This is a genomic window from Hymenobacter jejuensis (assembly GCF_006337165.1).
In the GTDB taxonomy this organism is placed as follows: Bacteria; Bacteroidota; Bacteroidia; order Cytophagales; family Hymenobacteraceae; genus Hymenobacter; species Hymenobacter jejuensis.
In genome coordinates this window covers 1,498,901-1,515,399 of sequence record NZ_CP040896.1, presented here as the reverse complement: position 1 = coordinate 1,515,399, position 16,499 = coordinate 1,498,901, and the positions used below count along the sequence as shown (strand labels likewise).

At 57.0% G+C, this 16,499-nt stretch carries 17 protein-coding genes; 8 read left to right on the top strand and 9 right to left on the bottom strand.

Going from position 1 to position 16,499, the window contains the following annotated elements; translation table 11 throughout:
- Nucleotides 1–82: 82 nt before the first annotated feature.
- Both gldB and FHG12_RS06070 read left to right on the top strand, forming a co-directional pair.
- A complete protein-coding gene (gldB, locus tag FHG12_RS06075; protein WP_139514877.1) occupies nucleotides 83–1,087 on the top strand; it encodes a gliding motility lipoprotein GldB in 1,005 nt (334 codons plus the stop codon).
- Between the two features lie 85 nt (nucleotides 1,088–1,172).
- Nucleotides 1,173–2,387 (top strand): glycosyltransferase family 4 protein, encoded by a 1,215-nt coding sequence (locus FHG12_RS06070; RefSeq protein ID WP_139514876.1) that lies wholly within the window; start codon nucleotides 1,173–1,175, stop codon nucleotides 2,385–2,387.
- Nucleotides 2,388–2,425: 38 nt separating this feature from the next.
- On the opposite strand, the gene nth is transcribed toward FHG12_RS06070, so the two are convergent.
- The 6 genes from nth to FHG12_RS06040 form a co-directional block, all read right to left on the bottom strand.
- The gene (gene nth / locus FHG12_RS06065) at nucleotides 2,426–3,118 is read right to left on the bottom strand and encodes an endonuclease III (protein WP_139514875.1); all 693 of its coding nucleotides are present in this window, start codon (nucleotides 3,116–3,118) and stop codon (nucleotides 2,426–2,428) included.
- A 178-nt stretch (nucleotides 3,119–3,296) separates the two neighbouring features.
- Nucleotides 3,297–3,527 (bottom strand): anti-sigma factor, encoded by a 231-nt coding sequence (locus tag FHG12_RS06060; protein WP_222940550.1) that lies wholly within the window; start codon nucleotides 3,525–3,527, stop codon nucleotides 3,297–3,299.
- Entirely contained in the window at nucleotides 3,466–4,104 is a 639-nt protein-coding gene (locus FHG12_RS06055; protein ID WP_139514874.1) for an RNA polymerase sigma factor, read from the bottom strand. The genes FHG12_RS06060 and FHG12_RS06055 overlap by 62 nt, the downstream gene beginning before the upstream one ends.
- Before the next feature lie 327 nt (nucleotides 4,105–4,431).
- The gene (locus FHG12_RS06050) at nucleotides 4,432–4,992 is read right to left on the bottom strand and encodes a DUF6799 domain-containing protein (protein ID WP_139514873.1); all 561 of its coding nucleotides are present in this window, start codon (nucleotides 4,990–4,992) and stop codon (nucleotides 4,432–4,434) included.
- A gap of 58 nt (nucleotides 4,993–5,050) precedes the next feature.
- Complete coding sequence (locus FHG12_RS06045; protein WP_139514872.1) at nucleotides 5,051–5,485, bottom strand: hypothetical protein; 435 nt, start codon at nucleotides 5,483–5,485, stop codon at nucleotides 5,051–5,053.
- A 49-nt stretch (nucleotides 5,486–5,534) separates the two neighbouring features.
- Complete coding sequence (locus FHG12_RS06040; RefSeq protein ID WP_139514871.1) at nucleotides 5,535–5,942, bottom strand: hypothetical protein; 408 nt, start codon at nucleotides 5,940–5,942, stop codon at nucleotides 5,535–5,537.
- Between the two features lie 156 nt (nucleotides 5,943–6,098).
- On the opposite strand from FHG12_RS06040, the gene FHG12_RS06035 reads away from it, so the two are divergent.
- The 5 genes from FHG12_RS06035 to FHG12_RS06015 all read left to right on the top strand — a co-directional run bounded on the left by FHG12_RS06035 (nucleotide 6,099) and on the right by FHG12_RS06015 (nucleotide 10,968).
- The gene (locus FHG12_RS06035) at nucleotides 6,099–7,391 is read left to right on the top strand and encodes an MFS transporter (protein ID WP_139514870.1); all 1,293 of its coding nucleotides are present in this window, start codon (nucleotides 6,099–6,101) and stop codon (nucleotides 7,389–7,391) included.
- Nucleotides 7,392–7,495: 104 nt separating this feature from the next.
- Nucleotides 7,496–8,074: an RNA polymerase sigma-70 factor gene (locus FHG12_RS06030; RefSeq protein ID WP_139514869.1), complete on the top strand. Its 579-nt coding sequence runs from the start codon at nucleotides 7,496–7,498 to the stop codon at nucleotides 8,072–8,074.
- A gap of 120 nt (nucleotides 8,075–8,194) precedes the next feature.
- Complete coding sequence (locus FHG12_RS06025; protein ID WP_139514868.1) at nucleotides 8,195–8,920, top strand: head GIN domain-containing protein; 726 nt, start codon at nucleotides 8,195–8,197, stop codon at nucleotides 8,918–8,920.
- A 134-nt stretch (nucleotides 8,921–9,054) separates the two neighbouring features.
- Nucleotides 9,055–10,164 carry a FecR family protein gene (locus FHG12_RS06020; protein WP_139514867.1) on the top strand — a complete coding sequence of 370 codons (1,110 nt, stop codon included), beginning with the start codon at nucleotides 9,055–9,057 and terminating at the stop codon, nucleotides 10,162–10,164.
- A gap of 63 nt (nucleotides 10,165–10,227) precedes the next feature.
- Nucleotides 10,228–10,968: a DUF4974 domain-containing protein gene (locus tag FHG12_RS06015; RefSeq protein WP_139514866.1), complete on the top strand. Its 741-nt coding sequence runs from the start codon at nucleotides 10,228–10,230 to the stop codon at nucleotides 10,966–10,968.
- A 111-nt stretch (nucleotides 10,969–11,079) separates the two neighbouring features.
- On the opposite strand, the gene FHG12_RS06010 is transcribed toward FHG12_RS06015, so the two are convergent.
- Complete coding sequence (locus FHG12_RS06010) at nucleotides 11,080–12,555, bottom strand: alpha/beta hydrolase family protein (protein WP_139514865.1); 1,476 nt, start codon at nucleotides 12,553–12,555, stop codon at nucleotides 11,080–11,082.
- 204 nt (nucleotides 12,556–12,759) lie between these two features.
- On the opposite strand from FHG12_RS06010, the gene FHG12_RS06005 reads away from it, so the two are divergent.
- A complete protein-coding gene (locus FHG12_RS06005) occupies nucleotides 12,760–13,455 on the top strand; it encodes an SGNH/GDSL hydrolase family protein (protein WP_139514864.1) in 696 nt (231 codons plus the stop codon).
- A gap of 93 nt (nucleotides 13,456–13,548) precedes the next feature.
- On the opposite strand, the gene FHG12_RS06000 is transcribed toward FHG12_RS06005, so the two are convergent.
- Nucleotides 13,549–14,997, bottom strand: coding sequence for an alpha/beta hydrolase family protein (locus FHG12_RS06000; protein ID WP_139514863.1), 1,449 nt, complete (start codon nucleotides 14,995–14,997; stop codon nucleotides 13,549–13,551).
- A 397-nt stretch (nucleotides 14,998–15,394) separates the two neighbouring features.
- Nucleotides 15,395–16,426 carry a glycoside hydrolase family 43 protein gene (locus tag FHG12_RS05995; RefSeq protein ID WP_139514862.1) on the bottom strand — a complete coding sequence of 344 codons (1,032 nt, stop codon included), beginning with the start codon at nucleotides 16,424–16,426 and terminating at the stop codon, nucleotides 15,395–15,397.
- Nucleotides 16,427–16,499 lie beyond the last annotated feature (73 nt).

Sequence of the window (16,499 nt, the reverse complement as noted above, 5' to 3'; positions counted from 1 at the left end):
AAACACGAAAGCACGCCGTGCGGCGTTTCGTTTTGGCTATTTTCGCCCTAAAGATAGAAGCGTGACTCACAATACGGCCCGAATGCGTCCTTTACTCGTTGCCTTGCTTGGCTACACCCTCTTGTTCACGGCTTGCAAGCGGGAAAGCGAGAAGTGCGAAATAAACCCGGAAGTGGCCAAAGTAGCTGCCCCCGTGCAACTGGAAAGGCTCGAACAGCCCTTCTTCAAAATCCGAAACGAAGCCGACGCCAAACAGTTTCTCAAGCAGCATTCGCTGTTCGCTGATCAGTTTTTGCAGCGCCGGCAATATCCGTCGGAAGCAATTCTGGCCAATACGCTTACGCGGTTGGCTACCAACGCTGGGTTGCAAAAGTTAGCGCGCGAAACCGAAACAGAATTTAAGGATACCAACAAGCTGCAAGGCGAACTGAAGCAATTTTTTCAGCACGTACGCTATTACTTCCCAAGCTTCCGGGTGCCGCCGGTGAAAACCTTCATTAGCGGTTTGAGCCAGGATATGTTCGTCAACGACAGCCTGATGGTGGTTGGCCTCGATTTTTTCGTTGGCCCCAAAGCCAGCTATCGCCCCAACGTACCCGACTACATTTTGCGCCGCTACACACCTGCCCACCTGATGCCCACGGCTGCGTTGGCCGTATCGAGCAAGTACAACCAGCACCAGCTCACCAACCAGACCATGCTCGGCGAGATGGTGCAGTACGGCAAGTCGCTCTACTTTGCCGAAAAGACGCTGCCCTGCACGCCCGACTCAGTGCTTATGGGTTACACCGCCAAAGAGCTGGAAGGGTTAGAGTTCAACGAAGGCAAAGTCTGGGCGCATTTTATCGAGAAAAACTTGCTCTACAACACTGCGCCCTTCACCATTCAGAAGTACGTGGGCGAGCGGCCCAACGTGCCCGAGATCGACAAAACCTGCCCCGGTAGGGTAGGGGCTTGGATTGGGTGGCAAATCGTGCGCAAATACATGACGGAGCATCCTAACGTGACACTGGCTCAGCTTATGGCCGAGAAGAATCCGCAGTGCATCCTGTCGGAGTCGCATTATCGACCGCGGAAGAAAAGCTAAGGTATTGCTATATAGTGCGTTGTAATTGAGTCATAAGTGGCAGCTGTTCTGTTGATATTACCTCCTGCTTCTTAATTCGCTAGCGGTGCACATCGCGGTTTTCAGTCAGTACCACACCAACCCCGATTGCCCGGCCACTAGTCGGCACTACTCGTTGCTGGCGCACATTGCCCGCACGCACCGCGTTACGCTGATTACGACCCGCACTTGGGAGCGCCAACGCCTGACGCATGATTTTCCGTGGGTACCGGAAGGCGTAGAGATCCGCACTGCCGATGTACCCTACCAAAACAAGATGGGCGTGGCGCGCCGGCTCCTGTCGTTTGGGCAATATGCCGCCTTTGCGCTGCGCGAAGGACTGCGCATGGAGCGCCCCGACGTAATCTGGGGAATTTCGACGCCGCTTACGGCCGCTTGGGCCGCCGCACAGGTGGCGCGGCGGCGGCAATTGCCGTGGGTATTTGAGGTGCAGGATTTGTGGCCTTCGTTCCCGATTGCGATGGGTGCTGTTCCGACGCAGGTTGCTAAAAACCAGTTGTTTGCTTTGGAAAAGCGCCTCTACCAGAGCGCGTCGCATATTCTGCCCCTCTCGCCCGACATGACTCGCTACGTCGAAGAGCAAGGCATTGATAACCAGAAAATTACAACCGTACTCAACGGCACGGATCTTGAGTTGGCCACGTTGGCTACGGAAGCAGCAGTATCCGAGCTCCGGCAGCAATACAACTTGCTCGGGAAGCGGGTTATTCTGTATGCCGGCACCTTCGGCCGAGCCAACGACATTCCAACGCTGGTGCAGGCAGCCGAGCAACTGGCTGTACATCAGCCCGATGTGGTATGGCTGTTTATGGGCCTTGGCTTTTATGAGCCTCTGATTCGGGCAGCCGCTGCAAGATGTTCTTCTATTCGGTTGGTGGCCCCGCAGCCGCGGCACGCCGTGTTTGCGTGGTTCCGGATGTCCGATGTGTCGGTGGTATCATTTCTAAACTTGCCGGTGCTGGATGCCAATTCGCCGGCCAAATTCTACGATAGCCTAGCCGTCGGGACGCCAGTGGTAGTCACCAACCAGGGCTGGACCAAATCGCTGGTCGAAACGCATCGGTGCGGGTGGCACTCCCCGGCTGGCGATGCCCAAGCCTTGGCTGCTTGCCTTCGAAATTTGCTGGATAAACCCGACATTCTGGAGGCAGCGGGAGAAGCTGCCAAAGCCGTTGCGTACGCGCAGTTCGACCGAAAACGAATTGCGACAACGATGCAAAGCGTACTGGAAACAGCAGCAGGTAACTTTAAAACCTCCTAGTACTACTTTTGTGCTAAGTTGTGCCGATTGTCAGATAATTAGGGGCGTAGGCGCTTTGCAGGCTGGTTTTGAGGCGTGTCTGGATTATTAGCAACGTTTTTTGCGTAGTACTCGCAGATGTCAGTAAGCGGGCAAATGTTGCATTTGGGCTGCCGCGCCACGCAGATATACCGTCCGTGCAGAATCAGCCAGTGGTGCGCTTTCGGAATCAATTCTTCGGGTATGTACTTAACCAGAGCCTTCTCCACGGCCAGGGGCGTAGTGGCTGTGCGGCTAACCAAGCCTAACCGGTGCGACACCCGAAATACGTGGGTATCGACGGCCATTGCGGGCTGGTTATAAATCACCGACACCACCACGTTGGCCGTTTTGCGGCCCACGCCCGGCAGGCGCTGAAGCTCTTCGATGGAACTAGGTACTTCTGCCCCAAAATCCTCAACCAACATCCGACCCAAACCAGCCAAGTGCTTCGCTTTGTTATTGGGGTACGATACGCTGCGGATAAACGGAAAAATTTCCTCAGCCGAAGCCAGCGCCAAATGAGCGGGCGTCGGAAACTGATTCAGCAATTCCGGCATGATCTGGTTAACGCGCTTGTCGGTGCACTGCGCGCTCAGCACCACCGCCACAATCAGTTCGTAGGGGTTGGTATAGAGAAGCTCGGTTTTAGGCTTGGGGAAATTGGTCAGGAAATACTCGAGGAAGCGGCGAAACCGCTCTGACTTGCGCATTGCTATCGGATAAAAGACTTACGCAAAGGAACGCAGGGCAAGATGAACCCTCAAGCAGGGCGCGCACAAATTGCACCGGCTTGGCCAACAAGGGAGTTAGCAAAAGCCGAATCACCAAAAGGAGCTAAAAGCACGACCCTTATAAATACTTGACTACCAAGTATTTATAAGGGTCGTGCTAAGATTTCTGCATGAACGTTCTGGAGTACTGCAGAATGGAGCGCGTCGTGCTTTCCCGTGGCCCGCGCTGCAACTCATTAAGAGTGCGCTGTGCTAATAGCAGGTCGGCGCAAATGGAGGCCAGCTCCGGATCGTGGAGCAGGGCTTCTTCGATGGCTTGGTGCTCCTTAGCTGGCAATTCGTTGTACACGTACCGGAGCAGCTTCTCGTGGGTAAAGGTTTTGATCATAGAAAACGGGTTGTGCGGCCATCTTCTTCCGCAGGTTGATTAGCGCATATCGCATGCGCCCCAACGCCGTGTTGATGCTTACCCCCGTTGCGTCTGCGATCTCTTGGAAGCTCATGTCGCCGTAATGACGCATGATCAGTACTTCCTTTTGAGCAGCCGGCAGCTCTTGGATCAGTTCCCGTAGCCGAGCGTAGGTTTCTTCACGAGTAAGGACGGCTTCCGCGCCTTCTTCTGCTAGTGACAACGTATTGAACGCGTGACTTGTTGTGTCGAGATTCAATAAAGGGCTACGTTTTTCGCGTCGGAAAAAGTCGATCGCCAAATTATGGGCAATGCGGCAAATCCAGGACGAGAATTTTCCCTCTTCGTTGTAGCGACCGCTGCGCATTGTGTGGATGGCCTTGATAAAGGTATCCTGCAATAAATCTTCGGCAATGTCTTCATCGCGCACGATCAGCATGATCGTGGTAAAAACACGGCTTTTGTGACGGTCTAATAATAGCTCGAATGCTTCTTCTTTGCCGGTTATATAGAGCGAAATCAGAGCGGAATCGCTCGGCTGCATGGTGGTTTCCATAAAGGCTACGGGTTAGGGAACGTAGAGCTTTAGGCCATAGATGCAGGTTACCGGTGAGATTAGAAGAATGAGGGGCAGATGAATTTTCTCGAAGAAATCAAATGTAGAAAACTGCTCCCGCAAACACAATGCCTTAGAAGTCCAATAACAAAATTTTTTTACAAGAAAATAAAACCCAGAATTCGAAATCTGACATACTTAATATACTGTTTTATCGAGAAAAAATAAATCAGTTTAAGGGCTTTGCTAACACCGTCAGCCCGCAAAAAAGCCCGTGTACACGGGCTTTTTTGCGGGCTGACGGGCGCTGGTATTTTTGGTAATAAGCTAGAGCTGCGCCGCAAGCGACTTGATCTCGGCGTCGAGCTGTTGAAAGCGCGCCGATTTAATAGTAGTAGAAGCCCGTTGGTCGAGGAGCTCGGATAGTTGCTGAAGCAAGGCCAGTCGGCGCTCTGTCCGCAACAGCTCGGCGGCGGCATTGGGAGGGACTGGGCCGGTGCTGGGCACCTCGATGCGCGTAGCCGCGGCGCCGGTAACCTGCTGATCATACTGCTCAATGGCGGTCGCAGACATCATGTCGTCGCGGAAGTTCACGATTTCACCTTGCAGATTGACGGCACGACCGGCTCCCAGCAGTTGCCGGGCGCCGTCTTTGCTGATAACCGTGCCGTTGGGTTCGACTACCATACCGTTGGCCAGCGTAAGCGGTGCTGTCAGGCGCGAAATTCGCCCTGCTTGCAGTCGCATCATTATGCTGCCGCGCCGAAAAACACCGTCGCGCAGGGCCGGAGCAACAGTCGCCTTCGACTGGGAACGGACCGCCGATAGAATCGTGAGGTTTGCTAAGACGGCAAACAGGCAGCCCCAGAGCAACATTCTTAAGCGCATGAAAAGTGAGGGTTAACAGCAGCCGAAAAGCAGGCCGCTATCAATTCTTACAGGTGGGTCAGGCGGAAGGTTGCACTTCGCAGCCGGGCTGGCAATGGCCGGCCAGCCATTGGGTGGCCGGTCCTTCTTCCGTAAACAGCTGCACTTCGCAGTACGCGTCGGACCTGTGGGAAATCAGTTGCTGCTCCTGCTCTAAGCTGTTGAGGTGAGCCGGCGATACCAGAAACGCCATGTACACGCGGCCGCCCAGCGCTACCACCAAGCGCGGCAAAAAGGCTTCGATCACCCAGTGCGTGGATTCTTCGGGAATGGGGCCGCGGCGGCGCACGTCCAGGAGCCAACACCGGGCCTTGTTGTAGAGCGCGGCGGTCATGGTGGCCTCGTAGCCCACTTGCAACTCACTGTGTGTGACAGCCCGCAGCCACCGACCCAGCAGCGTATCCAAATCGGCCCGGAAGGTCAGTTCAACAAAATTTGTAGCGGTTCCGGTCATGGGCGTAGGAAAACGGTGGAAACTTACCTTGCGGATGAAGCGCGGGCAGCTACTCACTGAGCAGCCATTGGCGAGCACTCAGGCTGTCGGTGAAGTGGTTCAGGGTCAGCAACTCGCTTTCCGTGACCATATCACCGTTGTGCGTTTCGGCCCGCACGGACTCGTAAAAAACAGGGGCAACCAAATAGGCGAGGCGGGGACGTAGGCCCGGCGGCAGGCGCGCAGGCAGAAGCGGCATGAACTCGTTGGCGACCCAAAGCTCATCGGCCGAGCTGGCCCGACCCCGGCGCCGGGCATCAAACAGCAATCGGAAAATATGCTGCTGGGTAACTTGTTCTAAAACAGAGCGATATGTGGAACGTAGTTCCGGCGACGAAACGGGCGCTTGCCACGTAACCTCCAGCAACTGCTGTTCGGGGCGGACAAGGAAATGCGCAGAATCTGCCACAATAGCCATAGAGCTTGCAAAATGAGAGCGTGGCTAGGTGCGGGAACAGGAAGAGGGCAGGGAAACAAGTATACAAAAAACTAAACCGTTAGACAAGGGATTTCACCTCTCTTCCTACGGTTTTAGGCTACCTTTGCGCCCTTCGCTAATTGCCTCAGTGATAGTATGTCTGCTTCCGAATCTGCCCTCCGCCACGACCCATATGCCGCCCTGCGCTTGCCCGAATTCCGTCGCCTGCTCTCGGCGCGGGTTTGCATGACCGTTGCCACCCAGATTCAGGGGGTGGTAGTAAGCTGGCAGATGTATGAGCTGACCAAAGATCCGTTGGCGTTGGGCTTTATTGGGTTGGCCGAAGCCATCCCGAGCATTGTGGTGTCGTTGTACGCCGGGCACGTGGCCGATTCGGTGCGGCGCAAAAACATCATCATTGCCACGGTAGCGGTGTTATTGGGGTGCTCGGTGGCGCTGTGGCTACTTACCCAGCCGGCCGGGGCTGCCTTGCTCGCCCGCGACCGATTTTATACCCTGCCGCTGTACTCGGTTATTTTTGTGAGCGGCGTGGCGCGGGGGTTCTTGGGGCCGGCTTTGTTTTCCTTCATGCCCCAGCTCATGCCCGACCGCCCGCGATTGGCCAACGCCATTACGTGGAATAGCTCGACGTGGCAGACAGCCGCGGTGCTGGGCCCCGCGGTGGGCGGTTTGTTGTTTGCCCACTTAGGCAAGCCCACGGCCTATGCCGTCGATGCTGTGCTGATGGGGTTGTCGCTGCTCTTATTCCTGAGCATTGCCGGTCGGCCCTTGCCGCCCATCGAAGGAGAAAAGCTGGGGCTTAAGGAGAGCATTCTGTCGGGTGTGCAGTTCATCTTCCGCAACCAGCTGGTGCTGGCCGCGCAATCGCTGGATATGTTTGCTGTGCTCTTTGGCGGGGCAGTGGCCTTATTGCCAATCTTCGCCGACGACATCCTGAAAATTGGTCCCGACGGTTTGGGCTATTTGCGGGCGGCGCCAGCAGTGGGTTCCGTAATTATGGCTATCTCCCTGACTTACTTTCCGTTACGGCAAAAGGCTGGCTGGAAGCTGTTGTGGGCCGTGGCGGGCTTTGGCATTGCCACCATTCTATTTGCGCTGTCCAAAAACTTCTACCTGTCGTTGTTCCTGTTATTCATGACCGGTATTTTCGATTCGGTGTCCGTGATTGTGCGCTCCACGCTCATCCATACGTTCACGCCGGAGTACATGAAAGGGCGGGTTTCGGCCGTAAACAACATTTTTATTGGCTCTTCCAACGAGATTGGTTCTTTCGAATCGGGCGTGGCGGCCAAACTGATGGGTACGGTGCCGTCGGTGGTATTTGGCGGCGTGATGACGTTGGTGGTGGTCGGCTTCACAGCGTTGCGAGCCGATAAGCTGCGCCGGCTCGATCTGACGCCCAAACCGCCGGAGCCGACGCCCGCTTAGCCTAGCCCACGCCATCCAGTAGCCTTCTATTGGTGTTTCGCTATATAGCTTAAATTTGTAGCCGGGCTCATCTGGCGTTGGGTTTGTCAAAGGAGTCTTCTGTTATGGCCGCACTCGCTCCCGACATTCTCGAAGCTCGGCTCGCACACCTGCGCAGCACCGACGAGGCGGCCTTTATGGAGCTGCTATTCAAGGAATTCTATAAGCCGCTGGGGCAGGTCATCTACCGGGTAGTGCAAGACCGGGATGCGACCGAAGATTTGCTACAGGACGTGTTTTTGCGCGTCTGGAACAATCGCGAAACGCTGACCATCAGCACCACTTACCGGGCCTATCTGTACCGGGCAGCTTTCAACGCGGCCTTGCGCCACCAAGAGCGCAGCAAGCGCCAAGTTGCCTGGGACGCCGCCCCGCCCAGCGCCGAACCAACTGGCAGCGCGGCCACCGACGACCTGCATTACCAGGAAGCCGAAAGCTCCGTCGCGGCGGCCCTGAACCTATTGCCGCCGCAGTGCCGCGCCGTGTTTGAGCTAAGCCGCTACGAGGAATTGAGTTACCAGCAGATTGCGGAGGCGCTGGAGCTTTCGCCTAAAACGGTGGAAAACCAGATGGGAAAGGCCCTGCGCATTCTGCGTCGGGAGCTGAGTACGTTGCTTAAAAACCTGTATTCCTTGCTGTTATAAGTTTTTGGGTGGGACGAGAAAATTTTTTCGGAGCGGGCGTGGGGGTAGAAGCGGGGTTGCGGATCATAAGAGCAAAAGCATGCTGCATCTGATCCGTTCCTTTTCTTCTACTCCTTAACTATGAAACGACTTGCTCTCCTTCTCACTTTCGTGCCGGCGCTGCTCTTCTCGGCCTGCAACAACGATGTGATCGCGCCGCGGGTGCGCGGCGTCGGCCCTACCGAGTCCCAAACGCGCACCGTCAACAACTTTACCGAGTTGGATCTGAAAATCGATGCCGACGTGTACCTCACGCAGGGCCCTCAGCAAGAAGTCCGGATCGAAGCCCAACGCAACATCCTCGACGTGCTGGAAACGGAAATAACCGGCAACAAGCTCGAAATCGAGTACGGGCACTACAACGTGCGCAGCCACTCGCCCATCAAAATCTACATCACCGTGCCAACGCTCTCGGAAGCGAATGTGTCGGGCTCGGGTAAGGTGCGCAGCAGCACGGCCTGGACGGCGCCCAGCCTCAAGCTCGACGTGGCGGGCTCGGGCAAAATCGACATGCAGTTGCAGCAAGTCGAAGGCCTGCGAAGCCACATTTCGGGCTCGGGCAAAATCAGCCTGCGCGGTGCGGCCCAAAGCCATACCTCGTCGATCAGCGGCTCTGGCGACGTTGACGCGTTTGACCTGATCACGCAGGATACCTACGTATCGATCTCAGGATCAGGCAAAAACCATTTGTATGCCTCCCGCACCCTCACCGCCGATATCTCCGGCAGCGGGTCGGTGTACTACCGTGGCAACCCCACCGTCAACTCGCGCATTTCGGGCTCAGGGAAGGTGCTTAGCTCGAACTAGATTTTGCCGCCAGAATCGGGGCAGCGGGGGCGGCTTTGGAGTTGCCCGCTCGGGGTATTGTTGAAAGCCGCAGAAATTGTGGATTTTGTGACCCAGTCGCGCAGCCGTCGCCGCGCCCGATTCTAACGCCCCTCATGTCTGCCCTGCCTGCCGATACCGAAGTGCCCTGGGACTTGCTAGCGAAACACCTAGCCGGGGAAGCTACGGCCACGGAGCAAGAGCAGCTGCGAATGTGGGTAGCGGCGCGCCCCGAGCGCCTCGGCTTGCTCACCGACGCCACGCGCGCCTGGGAGCGCGTGGGCGCCGCACCGGTCGCCGATCTGTTTTCGGATGCCGAGGTCGAAGCCGCCTGGCAACGCTTCCGGCCGCAGATGCTGGCAAAACTGGTTCCGGATGATGGTTTGCAAGTATTTGATAATCAAATAGATAAAAAAGAACATCTTCCAAGCAAGACTAAGATAGTACCCATCAACCGGCCTTCTACGCAATCGTGGCTGCGCATTGCGGCGGCGCTGGCCCTGCTGATTGGGGCAACGCTCCTGTTCCGGATGTACAGCGGAAAAAGCAGGTCAGGAGCTGAGCCGGTGGCCGTGCGTACGGGCGCGCAGAAACGCCTGGTGGCCTTACCCGACGGCAGCAAAGTGTGGCTAAACCACCATTCAACGCTGCAGTACGCTGCCGATTTCAGCCGTGGCCCGCGCGAAGTGCATTTGGTGGGCGAAGCTTTTTTTGAAGTGCGCAAAGACCACGGGCGACCGTTCACGGTCCTGAGCGCTACTTCGCGCACGCAGGTGCTCGGCACGTCGTTCAACGTGCGGGCGTACAAGGCCGAAGATTCGGTAGAAGTTGCCGTCGTGACGGGTCGGGTGGCCTTTGCAAGCCTTGCACAGCAGCGCGATACCGTGCTGCTCACGCCCGGCAAGCGCGGGATTCTGTACGCCGCCAACGGTACTGCGCCGGTTCGCGCTACGCCACGGCGGACGGTTGTGCAAGACACCAATTTCCGGGCTTGGCAAAACGACGAGCTCGTGTTCGAAAATGCCCGCCTGAGCCATGTGCTGCGCACGTTACGCACCACGTTCGGCACCAAAATCACTGTTGCCGATCCGCGCCTGCTCGAGTATCGCTTCACGGGCACGTTCCACAGCCCCGCCCCGGCGCAGGTGTTGCAGGTTGTCGGCGCCGCCACCAACGCGCAACTCACCGGCGACGCAGCCAGCGGCTACGAGCTGCGCCCCGAGTAACGGCAGCTTGTGCTTAGCGGCAGTTAAGTTATTCACTTTCAGTAGGTAATACTTTCGATTGCCATGCGACGCATTCTTGCTTTGCTTTTCCTTTTGGGGCTGCCTGCGTATTCCCTGCTGGCGCAAGCGTCGGCGTCGGTGCTGTCCCGGCCGGTGCAAGTAGCCGCCGACAATGTGCCGCTGGAACAGGTGCTCCGCGACATCTCACGCAGCAGCGATGTCGCTTTTAGCTACAGCAGCAACTTTGTGCCTTTACAACAGCGCGTTACGCTGCACACGGCTGGCCCGCAGCCAGTAGGTGAGGTGCTGGATGTGTTGCTTAAGGAAACGGGGGCTACTTATCAAGTAATTGGTAACCAGGTAGTTTTGCGGAAACGTGCGTATACAACCGCATCTGCCAAGTCGAATGCGCCCGTAGCTTCCGCCGGTAAATCGGACCGCGCACGCGCAGCCCAAAAGGTGCCCACAGCAGTCACGAAATCCCCCAACCGACCAGCCCTGCCCGCGCCCCCAACCGCTTCGGCTTCAGCGCCTCCCGGCGCTCTGCCACCCTCAGCGGCCAGCGACAGCGTAGCCCGAAAAGCAAGCGCCGCGCGTGACGAATCGCTGTCTGCCACGTTGGCCCGCCTCAAAAAGAAAGCACAACTTCAGGCCAAATCCACGTCCGAAGCCTTGGGTCGCCTTTCCCGGCGCACTACGGCGGCCATCGATTCGCTTGCTAAGCGTAAAGTGCAGTCGCAGAGCGGTTTGCCTCGCCGCGATACGGTGTTGCCCAAAACGGTTACGCCCGTGCGCCCTCAATAAAGCCCAAAGCGAAAGTGCCGCACTTACTGCAAATAGAAACGCCAAGGGCCCACGGAAATGCAGTATTTCCGTGGGCCCTTGGCGTTTCAAGCGCACCGTTGTCGATCGCCTTTACTGCGAAAGTTTCTGGGTGTCTTTTGAGCCGAACAATGTGCTGCGAATCTTAGCGGCCGAGGTGGCTTTGGATTTGGCGCTGCGGGCCACAATCCAGCTGCGCATGGTTTCCAGGGCTTTGGGAGAAAACGCCGGCTGTTGCTGCCCATTGACCAAGGGCCATTCGGACGACGGTGGCTGGAACCAATGGTTTACGCCCGTCAGCTTCCGCACCGTGAGGTCGCGGTTGTTTTTGAGGCCTTTCTGCAAAATCGCGAGGTTCTGAACGCCCACTTGCAGGTCGGCGGTGCCGTTGAGAACTAGCACAGGGCATTGCACTTCCGCCAGCTTAAGGGTTGGGTCAAAGTCGAGGAAGTAGCGCGACCACGGCGAGGTGAGTTGTGCGGCGCGGGCGCGGGCCATCACGGGATCGATGTCCATGTTGTTGAGGCGAATAATGCCGGCCACTTTGCCGCGGGCCTGGGCGTCGTTAGGCGTCTGGCGAATGATGTCCACCATGCGCTCGTGCAGATCGAGAGCAGCTTTTACTTGGGCTGCATCCGCCCCGATGAGGCGCATAATCTCAACTTGCTGACGCACGAGCACGTCACGGCCCGGCTGCCCGTACCCCGCCAAGGATATCACAAATGCCGGCGCCTGCGGTTGAGGTTGGGCGGCAGCCAGTAGGGCCACATTAGCACCTTCGCCGTGGCCAATCAAGCCAATATGCTGAGGATCAATGAGATTGCGAGAACGCAAAAAAGCCATGGCAGCCTGTGCATCAGTCACGAAATCGGCGGTGGTTGTGCTGGCATAGGTGCCCCCCGATTTGCCCACGCCGCGGTCGTCGAAGCGTAGCACTGCAATGCCGCGGCGCGTCAGGAAATCGGCCAGCATCCCAAACATGCGGTATTCCTGGAGGGCAGCGTCGCGGTCTTGGGGGCCAGTATCGGAAAGCAAAGCCACGGCCGGGAAAGGCCCCGGACCGGCTGGTACCGTGAGTGTGCCGCTGAGCCGCAGCTTAGCCACCGTGTTTGGGAATACGATTTCGTCTTCGCGGTAGGGCGGCGTGAGGCGCGTGAGGCGTTTGGCCATTGGGGCCGACGCGACAGCGTGCTGTAGCACTATGGGCGTAGTGAGGCCTGGCTGCTGCCAAGTACCGGTGAGCTGCTTGCCACCCGCGGCCAGCTTGCCCGTGAAGCGGCTGCCGGCCTGCTCAATGCGAAACGTTACCTCGTCGCCCTGTAGCTGCACTTCCACCGGCATGCGGCTAATTTTTTGCTGGGGCACATCCAGCGCGGCATAAAATGTACCGTTGGTGAGCGGCACCACCGTGACAACCAAGTCGAGGCTACCACCGGGTACTTTCAAAGGGCCTTTCCATTGGCCACTCAGCGCGGCCGCTTCAATGGTCTGCTTCCGCTCAGCTATCGCTAGCAAAGAGATACTCAGGAAGAAGTAGGTGAGAAAGGCTCTGTATAAATGTTTATGCATATAGTACAAATATCAGTAGCGCATAGCCGCTATTACGCCCGAAAGTTCGGAAAAAAGTGCTAATCAAGCAGTAAGATATTGTTTCCTTTTTGCCCGGCTCTGAATTGTGAAGCCACCAAGGCATTTTTTTACATAGGCCAAGCTGGACTTTATCCGATGGCGGCCGTTTTATAGCTTGCTTGCATATCTCATTTACTCACTCTTATGGCTTTATCAACTCGTTTGCGTCACGGGGCCTTCCTGTTCTTGTTGCTGTTTCTGGGCTGTCCGTCGTGGGCCCAAACCGTAACCCCGCAACTTGCTACCCCGCAGCAATGGACTACCGAAATGGCGGCCTTTGCGCACCAAGACAGCCTGACGCCGCCTCCCACCAAGGGCATTGTGTTTACGGGTAGCTCCTCGGTTCGCAAATGGGAAACCTTGGCTACTGATCTGGCGGGACACCCGGTGCTAAACCGTGGTTTTGGCGGCTCCCGTTTTCCCGACGCCAATTTCTATTTCGAGCAGCTGGTGCTGAAATACCGTCCGCGGCAAGTGTTTCTGTATGAAGGAGATAACGACCTTGCTGCTGGCGCCACGCCGGAGCAGGTGTACGAATCCTTTCGCGCGTTCGAAAAGCGCCTGCGCCACGACTTGCCCAAGACGGACTTGGTGTTCATTTCCATCAAACCTAGCTTAGCGCGTTGGGCCTTATGGCCGCAAATGCAAAGTGCTAACAACATGATTAAGAGTTACATACAAAAACATCCGAAGCGGCTGCACTTTCTGGACGTCGGCACGGCGATGTTGGGCCCTGATGGCAAACCGCGCCCGGAGCTATACGTGGAAGACGGCCTGCACATGACGCGCGCCGGCTACGACATCTGGACGCGGCTGGTAACGCCATATCTGGCGAAGTAAGAAAGCCGTAAAGCCGAGGCCTGTTTGATAAGACCCTTATAGTGAGAATCTTATAAAACAGGCCTCGGCTTTAGATCAGTTTCTGGTTTTGAGCTAGCGCACGTGTTTGATGAGCCAATCGCTCATGGTGCGCAGGGCCACCGGCGAAACCGTCTCCTGAATCTGCGAGTACTCGGCAATGTTGCCCGTCGTGGCCGTTTGGAACATGTGGTTGAGGCCGGGCAGCTCACGTACGGTTACGTCGCGGTTGCCGCTGGCTTTCAAAGCTTTGTCGATGGCTTGTAGGTTGGCGTCGGGGGCCACCTGCAAATCTTTGGAGCCGATAAGGGCCAGCACCGGGCACTTTACTGCGCGCAGAGTTTGCTGCGGGTTGTCGGAGAGCAGAAACCGGAACGCGGGCGTTGTCATGGTGGCTGCCTGCGCATGCACCACGGCCTTGAGCTGGTTGGCTTGCTCGGCGGGCAACGGAATATCGGGCAGCATAATTTTCACAATCTGCTCCTGAGCCTGCGCATTGTCTAAGGTGCGCTGCACTACCTGAATGGCAGCGCGCTGGCGCTTCTCCACGTTGGCCAGCACGTTGGGGTCGCTGGTTTTGAAGCGGGCCATGTCAAGTGCCTGACGTACTGCTACTTCTGAGCCGGGCAAGCCGGCCGTGCCCAGCAGCACCAAGAAAGCCGGGCTCAGGCCCTGGGCGGCGGTGCGCACACCGGCGGCCCCGCCTTCGCTGTGCCCAATCAGGCCAATTTGCTTGCTATTGATATCGGGGCGACTGCGCAAATAAGTCATAGCCGCATGGGCATCCTGCGCATAATCAACTGCCGTCACGTTCTTCGAATCGCCTGTTGATTGGCCCACGCCGCGGTCGTCGAAGCGCAGGACAGCTAAGCCCTGACGGGTAAGATAGTCGGCTATTACCAAGAAAGGCCGGTGCCCAAATACGGCTTCATCACGGTCTTGAGGGCCGGAGCCAGTCAGCAGCACCGCCACCGGAAAAGGACCTTTGCCGGGCGGCAACGTGAGTGTGCCCGCCAGCTGCACGCCCGCACTGGCGTTGGAAAAACGCACTTCTTCCGAGCGGTAGGGCAGGGGCGGTACGGGCTCCTGCGGCCGCTTCAACCTGGCGTTGCCTTTGGCGTAGGCCGGAGTTGGCTCGGCGCTTTCCCGCTGTAGCATCAACGGCAAGCGCGCGTTGTTCTGGCGCCACGTACCCTTGAGTTGCCGTCCGTCGGGAGCTAGGCGGCCCGCAAACTGGGCCTTCATATCCGTAAGAAAAAGCAACACGCTGTCGCCGCGCGACTCCACCCGGTCTACTGCAACGTCCTGCACATCCTGAGTCGGAATGTCGAGCGTGGCGGAGCGGCGGCCGTTGGCGTCGCGCATGTGCAGCAACAGCTGAAGCGAAGAACCCGTTGGGATTCGCAGGCTTCCGGTCCATTGGCCGGTTAGGTTCGGAAGAGCCGCGCGTTGCCCAAACGCAGCCGGAGCAGAAGCAAGCAGCAATGCCACCAGGCCGCCGCTCAAGGAAAAAGTCAAACGCATACGAAAAGTACCGGGCAAGATGGGTGCCGAAAACGTCAAAACCCCCAAATCATCACATCGATCGGGTAAATGACAAAACCAAACCCGGATGTATCCTAAACGCTCGATGTCGTGCTACCGCATCTGGCTACCTAAAAAAGTTTTTGCTCGTCTTCTCTTGTTCTTTTTAAGCCACCAAAAAGGCCCCGTCTTGCGGGGCCTTTTTGGCTTTGTATATAACAAAAAGTGAGTTGTTATCGCATATAAAAGGCCATGCCGAGCGCAGCGAAGCACCTCTCCTGATTGGTAACTCAACGAAGCGGGAGAGGTGCTTCGCTGCGCTCGGCACGACCGACATTATTTCTTAAAAATGCTTTTTACATAAAGTATTGATAATCAATTGTTTATGTAAGTGTTCTTATTTTGCTGGCTTCACGCCCTCCGTGGTCATCACGATGCGCTTGATGGTGCCGTCGGGGTTATAGTTGAGGTAGTCGATGCAGACGGAGCGCCGGAAGCTGCCCCCGTCGGGCGAGATAGCGCCGTTATGGTAAATGAAGTACGACTGCCCTTTGAAATCAATGATAGCCTGGTGGTTGGTGTTGGAGTTGCCGGCCAACTCGTTCAGAATGCCCTTGTATTCCCACGGGCCGTCGAGGGTGCGGCTCATGGCGTAGGCCGTTTTTTCGGGAAACTGGTACGCGTACGACAGATAATACCAGCCGTTACGCTTGTGAATCCAGGGCGCTTCGGTGAAGTTTTTGAGGCCTTCTACCTTCTTAATAGGGCCGTCCAGCTCGGTCATGTTGGGCTTGAGCTTGGCGTAGTAGCAAATCGTGTTGCCCCAGAACAAGTACGCCTGGTTATTGCCATCGATGACGACCGTGGGGTCGATGTCGTCCCACGAAATCTTGGCCTCCGTGGTCATGTCGTTGGTAATCAGGGCCGAACCGCGGGCATCCTTAAACGGGCCGGTTGGGCTATCGGCAACAGCCACGCCGATTGCTTTGCCGTGGATGGTGCCGTGCTCCACAGCCGCGTACCAATAAAACTTGCCGTTGCGCTCAATCACCTGCGACGCCCAGGCATCGTCTTTGGCCCAAGCAAAATCCTTCACGCGCAACGGCACCGGCTGCTCCGTCCAGTTGACCATATCCTTCGACGAAAAGCACAGCCACTCGTGCATCACGTACCCTTCCTGACGCGGCGCAGCCTCATCGTGGCCGGTGTAGAGGTACACGGTGCCGTTGTGCACCAGCGCCGCCGGATCGGCAGTATACTTGTTTTTGATGATCGGATTTCCGGCTTCGGCAGCCACTGGCTTGGTGCCTTGGCGGGCGCCATCGTGCTCAGCTGAAAAAGCGGTTTGCGCAATTCCAGAGAGCAAGAGCAGGCCAGCGGCGGCGTATAAGGCGGGCTTTGCCTTCGGAAGAAGCAGGTTGTCTGCCATAATAAATTGCTGATTTATTGGGTCTTATGAAAGGGCAGGTGGGAAGACGGAATGGTCTGCCAATCATAAGGAT

What these genes read in the sequence shown, in the direction of transcription:
- gldB (WP_139514877.1), top strand. Translation starts at nt 83, where the DNA reads ATGCGTCCTTTACTCGTTGCCTTGCTTGGCTACACCCTCTTGTTCACG.
- nth (WP_139514875.1), bottom strand. Translation starts at nt 3,118, where the DNA reads ATGCGCAAGTCAGAGCGGTTTCGCCGCTTCCTCGAGTATTTCCTGACC.
- FHG12_RS06060 (WP_222940550.1), bottom strand. Translation starts at nt 3,527, where the DNA reads ATGATCAAAACCTTTACCCACGAGAAGCTGCTCCGGTACGTGTACAAC.
- FHG12_RS06055 (WP_139514874.1), bottom strand. Translation starts at nt 4,104, where the DNA reads ATGGAAACCACCATGCAGCCGAGCGATTCCGCTCTGATTTCGCTCTAT.
- FHG12_RS06050 (WP_139514873.1), bottom strand. Translation starts at nt 4,992, where the DNA reads ATGCGCTTAAGAATGTTGCTCTGGGGCTGCCTGTTTGCCGTCTTAGCA.
- FHG12_RS06045 (WP_139514872.1), bottom strand. Translation starts at nt 5,485, where the DNA reads ATGACCGGAACCGCTACAAATTTTGTTGAACTGACCTTCCGGGCCGAT.
- FHG12_RS06040 (WP_139514871.1), bottom strand. Translation starts at nt 5,942, where the DNA reads ATGGCTATTGTGGCAGATTCTGCGCATTTCCTTGTCCGCCCCGAACAG.
- FHG12_RS06035 (WP_139514870.1), top strand. Translation starts at nt 6,099, where the DNA reads ATGTCTGCTTCCGAATCTGCCCTCCGCCACGACCCATATGCCGCCCTG.
- FHG12_RS06030 (WP_139514869.1), top strand. Translation starts at nt 7,496, where the DNA reads ATGGCCGCACTCGCTCCCGACATTCTCGAAGCTCGGCTCGCACACCTG.
- FHG12_RS06025 (WP_139514868.1), top strand. Translation starts at nt 8,195, where the DNA reads ATGAAACGACTTGCTCTCCTTCTCACTTTCGTGCCGGCGCTGCTCTTC.
- FHG12_RS06020 (WP_139514867.1), top strand. Translation starts at nt 9,055, where the DNA reads ATGTCTGCCCTGCCTGCCGATACCGAAGTGCCCTGGGACTTGCTAGCG.
- FHG12_RS06015 (WP_139514866.1), top strand. Translation starts at nt 10,228, where the DNA reads ATGCGACGCATTCTTGCTTTGCTTTTCCTTTTGGGGCTGCCTGCGTAT.
- FHG12_RS06010 (WP_139514865.1), bottom strand. Translation starts at nt 12,555, where the DNA reads ATGCATAAACATTTATACAGAGCCTTTCTCACCTACTTCTTCCTGAGT.
- FHG12_RS06005 (WP_139514864.1), top strand. Translation starts at nt 12,760, where the DNA reads ATGGCTTTATCAACTCGTTTGCGTCACGGGGCCTTCCTGTTCTTGTTG.
- FHG12_RS06000 (WP_139514863.1), bottom strand. Translation starts at nt 14,997, where the DNA reads ATGCGTTTGACTTTTTCCTTGAGCGGCGGCCTGGTGGCATTGCTGCTT.
- FHG12_RS05995 (WP_139514862.1), bottom strand. Translation starts at nt 16,426, where the DNA reads ATGGCAGACAACCTGCTTCTTCCGAAGGCAAAGCCCGCCTTATACGCC.